Genomic DNA, 12,439 nt, shown 5'->3' with positions numbered 1-12,439 from the left:
CCTACAGGATTTGCAGAAGACGCCGCATCTTCGGTGCTCGCAATCGGCGTAGGAGCTGCCGAAGGCTGCGATCTTTTTATCTGAGAGGGCTTACCTGCCACCCATGATCGCGATGTAATCCTGGGTCCAGCGGCTGTACGGCACGAACTTGCCGCCTTCAGCCTGCGGGGTTTTCCAGAAAGCGATCTTGTCGAACTGGTCGAAGCCGTTGGTCTTGCAGCCTTCGGCGCCGAGCAGTTCGCTCTCCTTGCACGCCGCCGGCACGGCTGGCAACGATCCGAACCACGCGGCTACGTCACCCTGGACTTTCGGTTGCAGCGACCAGTCCATCCATTTGTAGGCACAGTTCGGGTGCTTGGCCTCGGCGTGCAACATGGTGGTATCGGCCCAGCCAGTGGCGCCTTCTTTCGGGATAGTCGAAGCGATCGGCTGTTTCTCGTTCACCAGACCGTTGACCTGATACGGCCAGGCGCCGGACGCGACCACGCCTTCGTTCTTGAAGTCACTCATCTGCACGGTGGTGTCGTGCCAGTAGCGATGGATCAAAGGCTGTTGGGCGCGCAGCAGATCAAGCACAGCTTTGTACTGGGCTTCGGTCAGTTCGTAAGGGTTCTGGATGCCAAGTTCCGGTTTGGCCGATTTGAGGTACAGCGCCGCATCAGCGATATAGATAGGGCCGTCATAGGCCTGCACGCGGCCCTTGTTCGGTTTGCCGTCCGGCAGGTTTTCCGCGTTGAACAACACACCCCAGCTAGTAGGCGCAGTCTTGAATACGTTGGTGTTGTACATCAGCACGTTCGGTCCCCACTGGTACGGGGTGCCGTAGGTCTGGTTGTTGACCACGTACCACGGCGCATCTTTCAGGCGCGGATCGAGGTTTTTCCAGTTCGGAATCAGCGCCGTGTTGATTGGCTGCACACGCTTGCCGCCGATCAAACGCAGGGATGCATCACCCGACGCCGTCACCAGGTCGTAACCACCCTTGGCCATCAGGCTGACCATCTCGTCGGAGGTCGCGGCGGTTTTCACATTGACCTTGCAGCCGGTTTCTTTCTCGAAACCGGTCACCCAGTCGTAGGCCTTGTCGCTTTCGCCACGTTCGATGTAGCCCGGCCACGCCACGATATCCAATTGGCCTTCGCCCGCCCCGACAGCCTTCAGCGGCTCGGCGGCCTGGACACTGGCACTGGCCAGCAGCGCGGTGGTGATTGCACTGAGCAGTGCGGTCTTGTGCACGAACATGGGGATTCCCTCTTCTTTAAATTATGGTCGGGGCAGTTGTGAACGTGGTGAAGCATGCCGTTAGCGGCTTGTTATTAGCGTAGTCAGAGATGTTGCCCGTGGCGCGCCATGATGTGCCGCACCACGCTGTAGTCCTGGAGCGAATCGCTGGACAGGTCTTTGCCGTAACCCGAGCGCTTCAAGCCGCCGTGGGGCATTTCGCTGACCAGCATGAAATGGCTGTTGATCCAGGTGCAGCCATACTGCAATCGCGCGGCGACCTGCATCGCCTTGTCGAGATTCTGGGTCCAGACCGACGAGGCCAGGCCGTATTCCGAATCGTTGGCCCAATCCACCGCTTGTTCCAGTTCGTCGAAGCGGGTCACGGTGACCACCGGCCCGAACACTTCGCGCTGGACGATTTCATCGCTCTGCTTGCAACCGGCCAGTAACGTCGGCTGGTAAAAGAACCCGGCACCGGAATGCACTGCCGCGCCGGTCACGCGTTCGATGTGCGGTTGGCCCAATGCGCGTTCGACGAAACTGGCCACGCGGTCACGCTGGCGAGTGCTGATCAGTGGGCCGATTTCGTTGTCGGCATCACGCTTGCCGGCGAAACGCAGGCTGCTGACGGCAGCGCCGAGTTCGGCCACCAGACGGTCGTGAATTCCGGCCTGTGCATAAACCCGGCACGCGGCGGTGCAATCCTGCCCGGCGTTGTAGTAACCGTAAGTGCGCACGCCTTCGACGACCGCTTGAATGTCGGCATCGTTGCAGACGATCACCGGGGCTTTGCCGCCGAGTTCGAGGTGGGTGCGCTTGAGGGTTTTGGCGGCAGCCTGAAGGATTTTCTGCCCGGTGACGATATCGCCGGTCAGCGACACCATCCGCACTTTAGGATGACTGACCAAATGGCTGCCGACGCCTTCACCACCACCGCAAACAATGTTGATGACGCCGCGTGGCAGGATTTCGGCCAGCGCCGGGGCCAGAGCCAGGATCGACAGCGGCGTGTGTTCCGAAGGCTTGAACACCAGCGTATTGCCGGCCGCCAGGGCCGGGGCGATTTTCCACGCGGCCATCATGATCGGGTGGTTCCACGGCGCGATCGACGCGACCACGCCAATCGGATCGCGACGGACCATGCTGGTGTAGCCCGGCAGGTATTCGCCACTGAGCTGGCCGGTCTGGCAACGCACGGCACCGGCGAAGAAACGGAACACGTCGACCGTGGCGCTCAGGTCGTCCTGGCGGGCCAGGTGCAGCGGCTTGCCACAGTTCAGGGCTTCGAGGCGGGCGAGCAGGTCGGCATTTTTTTCGATGGCGTTGGCGATGTCCAACAGCAGGTTCGAGCGCTGCTGAGGCGTGGTCCGTGACCAACCGGCAAAGGCGCGGTGGGCGGCGAGGATGGCGGCTTCGACTTGCTCGGTGCTGGCTTCGGCGATTTGTGTCAGGACCTCGCCGGTGGCCGGATTGATGATCGGTTCGGCACAGCCTTGCCCGGCGACTAATTCACCATCGATCAACAATGCGGTGAACAACGGGGTCTGCGCGCCAGCCATTTTTCGGGTTCTCTTTTCTTGTGTGGCCATGTTGCTCCCTGTGACTGGGGCTGGCCGTCTTATATAGATGCAGCAAGACTAGTGCTCGGCCCCGAGGTCGACAAATACTAAATACTGAAGGTGGCGTTCGATTAAATAGATGGCTTGCGACCGCCATGGGGTTGTTCCCGCGCAACGGTCAAAAACGGGTCGACCAGCGCCGGGCGTGCGGTGCCACGACGCCAGGCCAGGCCGACGTCGAGGGTCTGGCTCAGGTCGGCAATCGGTCGTGCTTCAATGATGTCGCCCTCCAGCGACCACGGGCGATAGGTCATGTCCGGTTGAATCGAAACACCTAAGCCTGCCGCCACCAGGCTTCGCACCGCTTCGGTCGACGCCGTGCGCAATGTGATGCGCGGTTGCAACGACGCAGCCGCCCACATGCGCTGGGCATTGCGGTCCATTTCATCGACATTCAGTTGAATCAACGGCTCGCGGGTTACGTCGGCGAGGTTGATGCTGTCGTGTTCCAGCAGCGGATGCTGGGCCGGCAGCCATAGCCGATGGGGCGAGTGGGTCAGCACTTCGGTCTGCAAGGCGTGGCGGTCTTCGAGGTTGGAGAGAATAAGAACGCCGACATCGATCTCGCCGCTGACCAGCAAATGCTCGATGTACGGGCGCTCGTCTTCCATCACGCGAATTTCCACGTTGGGGTAGGCGCGCTGGAAACGGGTGAGCAAATCCGCCAGGTAATAACCGGCGACCAGGCTGGTCACTCCGACAATCAACTGCCCAGCCACCTGATCGGTGCTCTGTTGCAGGCTGCGCTTGGCGTTATCCACTGTGGCCAGAATCAAGTGCGCCTGACGCAGGAACTGATGACCCTGATGCGTCAGGGTCATGCCCTTGGCGTGGCGATTGAACAGGCTGACGCCGATCTCTTCTTCCAGTTGCTGGATCGCCAGGGTCAGGGTCGATTGGGAAATGAACGCGGTTTGCGCAGCGGCAGAGATCGAGCCGGTTTCAGCCACGGCGATGAAATGACGGATTTGACGCAGGGTCATCATGAGGGGCGTACCCGGTGGGCGTTTTTTATAGATGGCTCCGAGTGTATATCCATTTTTACGAAAGGCATGCTGCCTTGGAGCAACATCTGGAAGCACTCTCGCTCGCCGGGTTGCGGCACTTTCGATCTAGGCTGGTGGCCTCAAGGTTCGGTTAAACCTTTTAGTGGAGACGAAAAATGAACACCCGTGGATTGCTCGACCAACTCCTTAAATCCGGCCAGGACATGTTGCAAAACAAGGCAGGCGGGACGCAGAACAAGGCGTCCGGTGGCGCTCTGGGCGGGTTGCTCGGCGGTAACGGTGGCTCGGGCGGTCTTGGCAGCCTGCTTTCCGGCGCGGGTGGCGGTGCTTTGGCTGCCGGGGCGATGGGCCTGCTGCTGGGCAACAAGAAGGCGCGCAAGGTCGGCGGCAAGGTCGCGGTCTACGGCGGCCTGGCTGCTTTGGGCGTGATTGCCTACAAGGCCTACGGCAACTGGCAGGCCCAGCAAGGCTCTGCGCCGAAAACCGAACCGCAGACCCTTGATCGATTGCCGGCAGCGCAAGTCGAGCAACACAGCCAGGCGATTCTCAAGGCGCTGGTGGCGGCGGCCAAGGCTGACGGGCACATCGACCAGCGTGAGCGCGAGTTGATCGAAGGCGAGTTCACCAAGCTCGACAACGATCAGGAGCTGCAGCACTGGCTGCACGCTGAACTCAACAAACCGCTGGACCCCAGCGACGTCGCCCGCGCCGCCAGCACACCGGAAATGGCTGCCGAGATGTACATCGCCAGTGTGATGCTGGTGGATGAGGAGAGCTTCATGGAGAAGTCCTACCTCGATGAACTGGCACGTCAGCTCAAGCTTGAGCCGGGTTTGAAGGCGGAGCTTGAAAAGCAGGTTCGCCAGGCAGCGCTGTAAATTCAGAAAAGATCGCAGCCTGCGGCAGCTCCTACATTGGATCGTTTTCCACTCGTAGGAGCTGCCGCAGGCTGCGATCTTTTTATCTTTCAAGCAGTACTCAATTGCTCAATGACCATTCCACGGTCCCTTTCTACCGAATCGCCCCTAACACCCATCCCCTCAATTAACGGAAAGTCCCAACCCAGAGCCCATCCCGGCTTTTTCCGGCGGGATGCGAAGTGGCGCGCAACCGTCTTATAAATGAAACACCGCCCTCGGCTATACTCCCCGCATTTCGAGATACCCCGAGGACTGACTGTGAAGAACTGGACGTTGCGCCAACGCATTTTGGCGAGCTTTGCGGTAATTATCGCCATCATGTTGTTGATGGTGGTCGTCTCGTATTCCCGGCTGTTGAAGATCGAAAGCAGCGAAGCCAGCGTGCGTGAGGATGCTCTGCCAGGGTTGTATTACAGCTCGATGATTCGTGGCGCGTGGTCTGACAGCTATCTGCGCATTCAGGCCATGCTCGGTCTGGAGGACGGGCAGGGCTTCAAAGCCGAGGACGCCGAAAATTTCAGGGCTTACGCCGCGCGGCTGAAAGAACAGATGGACCTCTACCGTGGGACGATTGCGGACGAAGAAGACAAGGTCGAGTACGCCGCATTCGAAAAAATCCACGAGGACTACCACCGAATTCTGGCCGCAGTGATCGAGTTGCATAAACGCAATCAGAACGCTGAAGCCATCAGCCTGTTCAACGGTGAACTGACCCCGGCCTGGACAGCGGGCCGAATGAAGGTCAATGAGATCCTGCGTCACAACAAATCGGTGGCGGACGCGGACATCGCGGCCATTGACGATGCAGTGGTCACAGCCAAAGTCATCATGGGCATTTCCCTGCTGGTGGCAGTGCTGGCCGCCGCCCTCTGTGGCCTGCTGCTGATGCGCGCCATCATGGCGCCGATGAACCGCATCGTGCGGATCCTCGAAATCATGCGCACCGGCGACCTCAGCAGCCGTTTGAATCTGGAGCGCAAGGACGAATTCGGCGCAGTCGAAACCGGCTTCAACGACATGATGACCGAGCTCACGTCCTTGGTATCCCAGGCCCAGCGCTCGTCGGTGCAGGTCACCACCTCGGTCACCGAAATCGCCGCCACCTCCAAGCAACAACAGGCCACCGCCACTGAAACGGCGGCTACCACCACTGAAATCGGCGCGACGTCTCGTGAAATTGCGGCGACTTCCCGCGATCTGGTGCGCACCATGACCGAAGTCTCCACCGCTGCCGATCAGGCCTCGGTGGCCGCCGGCTCCGGGCAACAGGGCCTGGCGCGGATGGAAGAAACCATGCACTCGGTGATGGGCGCGGCCGACCTGGTCAACGCCAAACTGGCAATCCTCAACGAGAAGGCCGGCAACATCAACCAGGTCGTCGTGACCATCGTCAAAGTCGCCGACCAGACCAACCTGTTGTCGCTCAACGCCGCGATTGAAGCTGAAAAGGCCGGCGAATACGGGCGCGGTTTTGCCGTGGTTGCCACCGAAGTACGACGCCTGGCGGATCAGACCGCCGTGGCCACCTATGACATCGAACAAATGGTGCGCGAGATTCAATCGGCCGTGTCGGCCGGTGTGATGGGCATGGACAAGTTCTCCGAAGAAGTACGTCGCGGCATGTCCGAAGTGCAGCAGGTGGGCGAGCAACTGTCGCAGATCATCCATCAGGTGCAGGCGCTGGCGCCGCGGGTGTTGATGGTCAACGAGGGCATGCAGGCCCAGGCCACCGGCGCCGAACAGATCAACCATGCGCTGGTGCAGTTGGGCGATGCCAGCAGCCAGACCGTCGAATCCCTGCGCCAGGCCAGTTTCGCCATCGACGAACTGAGCCAGGTGGCCGTCGGGCTGCGCAGCGGCGTTTCGCGATTCAAAGTCTGATGAGCGAACTCACGGCCAAACGCACTGCCGTGAAGCAGGCGTTGCACGCGCTGTTTCTGGTGTTTCGCATCGGCAGCGAGCGCTATGCCTTGCAGGCCATCGAAGTGGTGGAAGTGCTGCCGCGTCTGCCATTGAAACCCATTGCCCACGCGCCGCACTGGGTCGCCGGGGTGTTTGCCTATCGTGGCGCGGTGGTGCCGGTGATCGACCTCAGTGCGCTGACTTTCGGCACGGCGGCGCAGGCGCGCACCAGTACAAGGCTGGTGCTGGTGCATTACCGCCCGGATGAGTGTGCGCCGGCAAAAATGCTCGGGTTGATTCTCGAGCAGGCCACCGACACCTTGCGCTGCAACCCTGCGGAGTTTCAGCCTTATGGCCTGGACAATCGCCAGGCGCCGTATCTGGGGCCTGTACGTGAAGACGCGCAAGGTCTGCTGCAATGGGTCCGCGTTGCCGACCTGCTGGATGAGCCGGTGCGTGCGCTGTTGTTTCCGACGCCACCCCTGGACTTGACGCTGCTTGAGGACCGGCCATGAGCAGCGATCAGCGATTTTTCGATTTCCTCAAGGAACGCATCGGCCTCGACGTCACCTCCGTAGGCCCGGCGATCATCGAACGTGCGGTGCGTCAACGCAGCGCAGCGTTGGCGGCGCAGACGGCTGACGAGTATTGGCGCACTTTGCAGGGTTCCAGCGACGAGCAACAGGCGCTGATTGAGTCGGTGATCGTCCCCGAGACCTGGTTTTTCCGTTACCCGGAGTCTTTCGCCACCCTGGCGAAACTGGCGAGCAAACGGCTGGCCGAGCTCAACAACATGCGTGCCCTGCGGATACTTAGCCTGCCGTGCTCCACGGGCGAAGAACCGTATTCGATTGCCATGGCGCTGTTGGATGCCGGCTTCAAGCCGCACCAGTTCAAGGTCGAAGGCATGGATGTCAGCCCGCTGTCGGTGGAAAAAGCCCGACGCGCGCTGTACGGCAAAAATTCGTTTCGCGGTGAGGACATTGCGTTTCGTGACCGGCATTTCACCGCCGATAGCGACGGTTACCGCCTCAGCCCGCGAGTGCTCGATCAAGTCCGTTTGCAGGTCGGCAACCTGCTCGATCCGGCGTTGCTGGCCCACGAGTCGCCCTATGATTTTGTGTTCTGCCGCAATCTGCTGATCTACTTCGATCTGGCCACGCAGAAGCAGGTTTTCGAAGTGCTCAAGCGCCTGACCCATGTCGACGGCGTGCTGTTTATCGGCCCTGCCGAGGGCAGTCTGCTGGGGCGCCAGGGCATGCGTTCGATCGGCATCCCGCAGTCGTTTGCCTTTAGCCGTCAGCCTTCAGGGGAACCGGAGCCGCTGCCAGTATTCCTTCCCACGCCATTGCCGATACCGGCGCCGGTGCGCAAGGTCGTACCGCCACCGGTCAGCCGGCGCCCGTTCGCCAGTGCGACGCCGACTGCGCTGGCGCCGCGGCCGGGCACTGCCGATGCGGCCACGCTGCTGGCGAACATCGCCGCGCTGGCCAACGAAGGTAAAAGCGCGGAAGCCCGCGCCGCGTGCGAGCGTTATCTACGCAGTCACGAACCGGTGGCCCAGGTGTTTTACTGGTTGGGACTGCTCAGCGATGTCGCCGGCAGTGTCCTCGAAGCCCAGGGCTATTACCGCAAGGCGTTGTACCTCGAACCGCAACATCCCGACGCATTGATGCACCTGGCCGCCTTGCTGCAATCCCAGGGCGATACGGCGGGAGCCAGACGATTGCAGGAACGCGCCGCCCGCAGCGAGCGCGCCGCTGACAGTGAGCGTAAACGATGATCGCCGCCGACACCTTTAGCGTCACCCATGAAGATGCCCAGGCCATCGATGATTGCTGGAACCGTATCGGTATCCATGGCGACAAGTCCTGCCCGTTGTTGATCGAACACATTCATTGCCGCAACTGCGCGGTGTATTCGGCTGCGGCGACACGCTTGCTCGATCGCTATGCATTGCAGCAGGAAGACCGTGATCACGTGGTCGGCACGCTGGAAAACGAAGTCAAAACCCGCTCGCTGTTGATGTTCCGTCTCGGCGAAGAATGGCTGGGGCTGGCGACGCGCAGCCTGGTGGAAGTGGCGCCGATGCAAGCCATTCACTCCTTGCCGCACCAGCGCTCCCGGGCCTTGCTCGGCGTGGCGAACGTGCGCGGTGCGCTGGTGGCGTGCCTGTCGTTGGTCGAGTTGCTGGGGCTCGACGGCGTCAGCAGTGTGGCGACGGGCGCGCGAGTCATGCCGCGCATGCTGATCATCGCCGCCCATGGTGGGCCGGTGGTGGTGCCGGTGGACGAGGTGGACGGGATTCACGCCATCGACGAGCGCCTGCTCGAAGCCGCCTCGAAATCCGGCCATCAGGCCAATGCCAAATACACCCGAGGCGTGTTGCAATTCAAAGGTCGCAGCCTGCGTTGGCTGGATGAAGAACAGCTATTGTCCGCCGTGACCCGGAGCCTCACATGACCCCCGAGCAAATGCGCGACGCCTCTTTGCTGGAGCTGTTCAGCCTGGAAGCCGAAGCCCAGACCCAGGTATTGAGCGCAGGCTTGTTGGCGCTGGAACGTGACCCGACCCAAGCCGATCAACTTGAATCGTGCATGCGCGCCGCGCACTCGCTCAAGGGCGCCGCGCGAATAGTCGGCGTCGATGCCGGGGTCAGTGTTGCCCACGTCATGGAGGATTGCCTGGTCAGCGCCCAGGAAGGGCGGCTGTACCTGCGCCCGGAACATATCGATGCGTTGCTGCAAGGCACGGACCTGCTGATGCGCATCGCAACTCCCGGCAACGCGCCGGGGCCTGCGGACATCGAAGCTTATGTCGGGTTGATGGCGCATTTACTCGATCCTGCGGCGGCCGTCGTACCGGCCATGGCGCCGGCCGCTTCGGTCATGGCGGAGCTTCAGCTCGAAGCGCCCGTGGCAAAAGTCGAAGTCGCGGAACCGGTCATCGAAGCGCCACCGGCCTCGCCGAAAAAGACCAAACGCACCACTGAAAACGGTGAGCGTGTGCTGCGGGTGACCGCGGAGCGCCTGAACAGCCTGCTCGATCTGTCGAGTAAATCCCTGGTGGAAACCCTGCGGCTTAAACCGCACCTGGCCACCATGCAGCGCCTCAAGCGCATGCAGAACAACAGCCTGCGAGCGCTGGAAAACCTCAATGTTCATCTCAAGGAACACGCCCTGAGCCTGGAAGCCCAGGAAGCCCTCGAAGATGCCCGCCGCCTGCTGGCTGAATCCCAGCAGTTGCTGGCGGAAAAGAACGCCGAACTGGATGAATTCGCCTGGCAGGCCAGCCAGCGTGCACAGGTGTTGTACGACACGGCGCTGGCCTGTCGCATGCGGCCATTCGCCGATGTGCTGACCGGTCAGGTGCGCATGGTCCGCGATCTGGGGCGCAGCCTCGGCAAGCAGGTGCGGCTGGAGATCGAAGGCGAGAAAACCCAGGTCGACCGCGACGTGCTGGAAAAACTCGAAGCACCCCTGACGCACCTGCTGCGCAATGCCGTGGACCATGGGATCGAAACGCCGGAGCAACGGCTGTTGGCCGGCAAACCGGAAGAAGGCCTGATCCGCCTGCGCGCTTCCCATCAGGCCGGATTGCTGGTGCTGGAGCTCAGCGATGACGGCAACGGTGTCGACCTGGAGAAGGTCCGGCGCAGCATCATCGAACGCCAGTTGTCCCCGGCCGAAACCGCCGCGCAATTGAGTGAAGAAGAACTGCTGACGTTTCTGTTCCTGCCGGGTTTCAGTCTGCGCGACACCGTCACCGAAGTTTCCGGCCGAGGTGTCGGGCTGGATGCGGTGCAGCACATGGTCCGCCAGTTGCGCGGTGCGGTGGTGTTGGAACAGACGGCGGGCGAGGGCAGTCGTTTCCATCTGGAAGTGCCGCTGACCCTGTCGGTGGTGCGCAGTCTGGTGGTGGAAGTCGGTGAGGAAGCCTATGCCTTTCCGCTGGCGCACATCGAACGCATGCGTGATCTGGAAACGACGGACATCGTTCAGGTCGAAGGCCGCCAGCACTTCTGGCATGAAGGCCGGCACGTGGGCCTGGTCGCTGCCAGTCAGTTGCTGCAACGCCCGGCGAGCCAGGGTAATCAGCAAACCTTGAAAGTCGTGGTGATCCGCGAGCGCGATACGATTTATGGGGTCGCGGTCGAACGCTTTATCGGCGAGCGCACACTGGTGGTGTTGCCGCTGGATGAGCGCTTGGGCAAGGTTCAGGACATTTCCGCCGGGGCCTTGCTCGATGACGGCTCGGTGGTGTTGATTGTCGACGTCGAAGACATGCTGCGGTCGGTGGACAAACTGCTCAACACCGGGCGCCTGGAGCGTATTGCCCGCCACAGCAATCAGGCGGCCGAAGCGGCTCGCAAGCGCATTTTGGTGGTCGATGACTCGCTCACCGTGCGCGAACTGCAACGCAAACTACTGCTCAATCGTGGCTATGACGTCGCAGTGGCCGTGGACGGCATGGACGGCTGGAACGCGTTGCGGTCGGAAGATTTCGACCTGCTGATCACCGACATCGATATGCCGCGCATGGACGGTATCGAACTGGTGTCGTTGTTGCGTCGCGATAATCGCCTGCAATCGTTGCCGGTGATGGTGGTCTCCTACAAGGATCGTGAAGAGGACCGTCGTCGTGGACTGGACGCTGGGGCCGACTATTATCTAGCCAAAGCCAGTTTTCATGATGACGCCCTGCTTGATGCAGTGGTTGAGCTCATTGGAGGAGCGCGGGCATGAAAATCGCAATCGTCAACGACATGCCCATGGCCGTGGAGGCTTTGCGCCGGGCGCTCGCCTTCGAGCCGGCGCACCAGGTGATTTGGGTGGCCGGCAACGGCAAGGAAGCCGTGCGGCTGTGTGCCGAACAGACCCCGGACCTGATCCTGATGGATTTGATCATGCCGGTGATGGACGGCGTGGAGGCGACTCGTCGGATCATGGCCGAAACGCCGTGCGCCATAGTCATTGTCACGGTCGATCGTCAGCAAAATGTGCATCGGGTGTTCGAAGCCATGGGCCATGGGGCCCTGGACGTGGTCGATACCCCTGCTATCGGGGCCGGCAACGCCCAGGAAGCGGCGGCGCCGCTGTTGCGCAAAATCATGAACATCGGCTGGCTGATCGGTGACAAGGGCAATCGCGAACGACTTGCTCCGAGTCCGGCACGCAGTTCCGGTTCGCGCCAGAGCCTGATCGCCATCGGCTCATCCGCAGGCGGGCCGGCGGCGCTGGAAGTCCTGCTCAAAGGGCTGCCTCGAAACTTTTCCCCGGCCATCGTGCTGGTGCAGCACGTTGATCAGGTGTTTGCCGCCGGCATGGCCGAATGGCTCGGCAGCGCCAGCGGCCTCAATGTTCGCTTGGCTCAGGAAGGCGAGCCGCCGCAAAGCGGCACCGTCCTGCTGGCCGGCACCAATCATCACATTCGCTTGTTGAAAAACGGCACGCTGGCCTACACCGCTGAACCGGTCAACGAAATCTACAGGCCCTCGATCGATGTGTTTTTCGAGAGTGTGGCCAGTTACTGGAACGGTGACGCGGTCGGCGTTTTGCTCACCGGCATGGGGCGTGATGGTGCGCAGGGGCTTAAACTCATGCGCCAGCAGGGTTACCTGACCATCGCACAGGACCAAAACAGCAGCGCGGTGTACGGCATGCCGAAAGCGGCTGCTGCCATCGATGCGGCGGTAGAAATCCGCCCGCTGGAAAAGATCGCGCCACGATTGCTGGAGATTTTTCCAAAATGACTACCTTTAGCCGCA

10 protein-coding genes are annotated in these 12,439 nt (G+C 61.4%); 7 read left to right on the top strand and 3 right to left on the bottom strand.

What is annotated here, in order from left to right:
• Window positions 1–90: 90 nt before the first annotated feature.
• The 3 genes from ydcS to KVG88_RS08455 all read right to left on the bottom strand — a co-directional run bounded on the left by ydcS (window position 91) and on the right by KVG88_RS08455 (window position 3,829).
• Window positions 91–1,242 carry a putative ABC transporter substrate-binding protein YdcS gene (gene ydcS / locus KVG88_RS08465; RefSeq protein ID WP_217871072.1) on the bottom strand — a complete coding sequence of 384 codons (1,152 nt, stop codon included), beginning with the start codon at window positions 1,240–1,242 and terminating at the stop codon, window positions 91–93.
• 83 nt (window positions 1,243–1,325) lie between these two features.
• On the bottom strand, window positions 1,326–2,783 hold the full coding sequence (locus KVG88_RS08460) for a gamma-aminobutyraldehyde dehydrogenase (RefSeq protein WP_217871314.1): 1,458 nt from the start codon (window positions 2,781–2,783) through the stop codon (window positions 1,326–1,328).
• A gap of 131 nt (window positions 2,784–2,914) precedes the next feature.
• Complete coding sequence (locus KVG88_RS08455; RefSeq protein ID WP_150702026.1) at window positions 2,915–3,829, bottom strand: LysR family transcriptional regulator; 915 nt, start codon at window positions 3,827–3,829, stop codon at window positions 2,915–2,917.
• A 176-nt stretch (window positions 3,830–4,005) separates the two neighbouring features.
• Between KVG88_RS08455 and KVG88_RS08450 the strand changes: the two genes are divergently transcribed.
• From KVG88_RS08450 to KVG88_RS08420, 7 genes are all read left to right on the top strand, one after another.
• Window positions 4,006–4,728 (top strand): tellurite resistance TerB family protein, encoded by a 723-nt coding sequence (locus KVG88_RS08450; RefSeq protein WP_217871071.1) that lies wholly within the window; start codon window positions 4,006–4,008, stop codon window positions 4,726–4,728.
• Window positions 4,729–5,028: 300 nt separating this feature from the next.
• Complete coding sequence (locus KVG88_RS08445; RefSeq protein ID WP_217871070.1) at window positions 5,029–6,651, top strand: methyl-accepting chemotaxis protein; 1,623 nt, start codon at window positions 5,029–5,031, stop codon at window positions 6,649–6,651.
• On the top strand, window positions 6,651–7,187 hold the full coding sequence (locus tag KVG88_RS08440; RefSeq protein WP_217871069.1) for a chemotaxis protein CheW: 537 nt from the start codon (window positions 6,651–6,653) through the stop codon (window positions 7,185–7,187). The genes KVG88_RS08445 and KVG88_RS08440 overlap by 1 nt, the downstream gene beginning before the upstream one ends.
• Window positions 7,184–8,455 (top strand): CheR family methyltransferase, encoded by a 1,272-nt coding sequence (locus KVG88_RS08435; protein WP_217871068.1) that lies wholly within the window; start codon window positions 7,184–7,186, stop codon window positions 8,453–8,455. Before KVG88_RS08440 ends, KVG88_RS08435 begins: the two co-directional genes overlap by 4 nt.
• A complete protein-coding gene (locus KVG88_RS08430) occupies window positions 8,452–9,135 on the top strand; it encodes a chemotaxis protein CheW (protein WP_217871067.1) in 684 nt (227 codons plus the stop codon). The genes KVG88_RS08435 and KVG88_RS08430 overlap by 4 nt, the downstream gene beginning before the upstream one ends.
• Window positions 9,132–11,417, top strand: coding sequence for a hybrid sensor histidine kinase/response regulator (locus tag KVG88_RS08425; RefSeq protein WP_217871066.1), 2,286 nt, complete (start codon window positions 9,132–9,134; stop codon window positions 11,415–11,417). The genes KVG88_RS08430 and KVG88_RS08425 overlap by 4 nt, the downstream gene beginning before the upstream one ends.
• On the top strand, window positions 11,414–12,424 hold the full coding sequence (locus KVG88_RS08420) for a chemotaxis response regulator protein-glutamate methylesterase (RefSeq protein ID WP_150702033.1): 1,011 nt from the start codon (window positions 11,414–11,416) through the stop codon (window positions 12,422–12,424). Before KVG88_RS08425 ends, KVG88_RS08420 begins: the two co-directional genes overlap by 4 nt.
• Window positions 12,425–12,439 lie beyond the last annotated feature (15 nt).

Origin of the sequence: Pseudomonas azerbaijanoccidentalis, from assembly GCF_019145495.1 — a bacterium.
GTDB lineage: Bacteria > Pseudomonadota > Gammaproteobacteria > Pseudomonadales > Pseudomonadaceae > Aquipseudomonas > Aquipseudomonas azerbaijanoccidentalis.
Note: the sequence above shows the minus strand (reverse complement) of the source record. Positions and strands in the feature narration are given on the sequence as shown.

Coding starts and splice junctions, on each gene's coding strand:
- ydcS (WP_217871072.1), bottom strand. CDS start 1,242: ATGTTCGTGCACAAGACCGCACTGCTCAGTGCAATCACCACCGCGCTG.
- KVG88_RS08460 (WP_217871314.1), bottom strand. CDS start 2,783: ATGGCTGGCGCGCAGACCCCGTTGTTCACCGCATTGTTGATCGATGGT.
- KVG88_RS08455 (WP_150702026.1), bottom strand. CDS start 3,829: ATGATGACCCTGCGTCAAATCCGTCATTTCATCGCCGTGGCTGAAACC.
- KVG88_RS08450 (WP_217871071.1), top strand. CDS start 4,006: ATGAACACCCGTGGATTGCTCGACCAACTCCTTAAATCCGGCCAGGAC.
- KVG88_RS08440 (WP_217871069.1), top strand. CDS start 6,651: ATGAGCGAACTCACGGCCAAACGCACTGCCGTGAAGCAGGCGTTGCAC.
- KVG88_RS08435 (WP_217871068.1), top strand. CDS start 7,184: ATGAGCAGCGATCAGCGATTTTTCGATTTCCTCAAGGAACGCATCGGC.
- KVG88_RS08430 (WP_217871067.1), top strand. CDS start 8,452: ATGATCGCCGCCGACACCTTTAGCGTCACCCATGAAGATGCCCAGGCC.
- KVG88_RS08425 (WP_217871066.1), top strand. CDS start 9,132: ATGACCCCCGAGCAAATGCGCGACGCCTCTTTGCTGGAGCTGTTCAGC.
- KVG88_RS08420 (WP_150702033.1), top strand. CDS start 11,414: ATGAAAATCGCAATCGTCAACGACATGCCCATGGCCGTGGAGGCTTTG.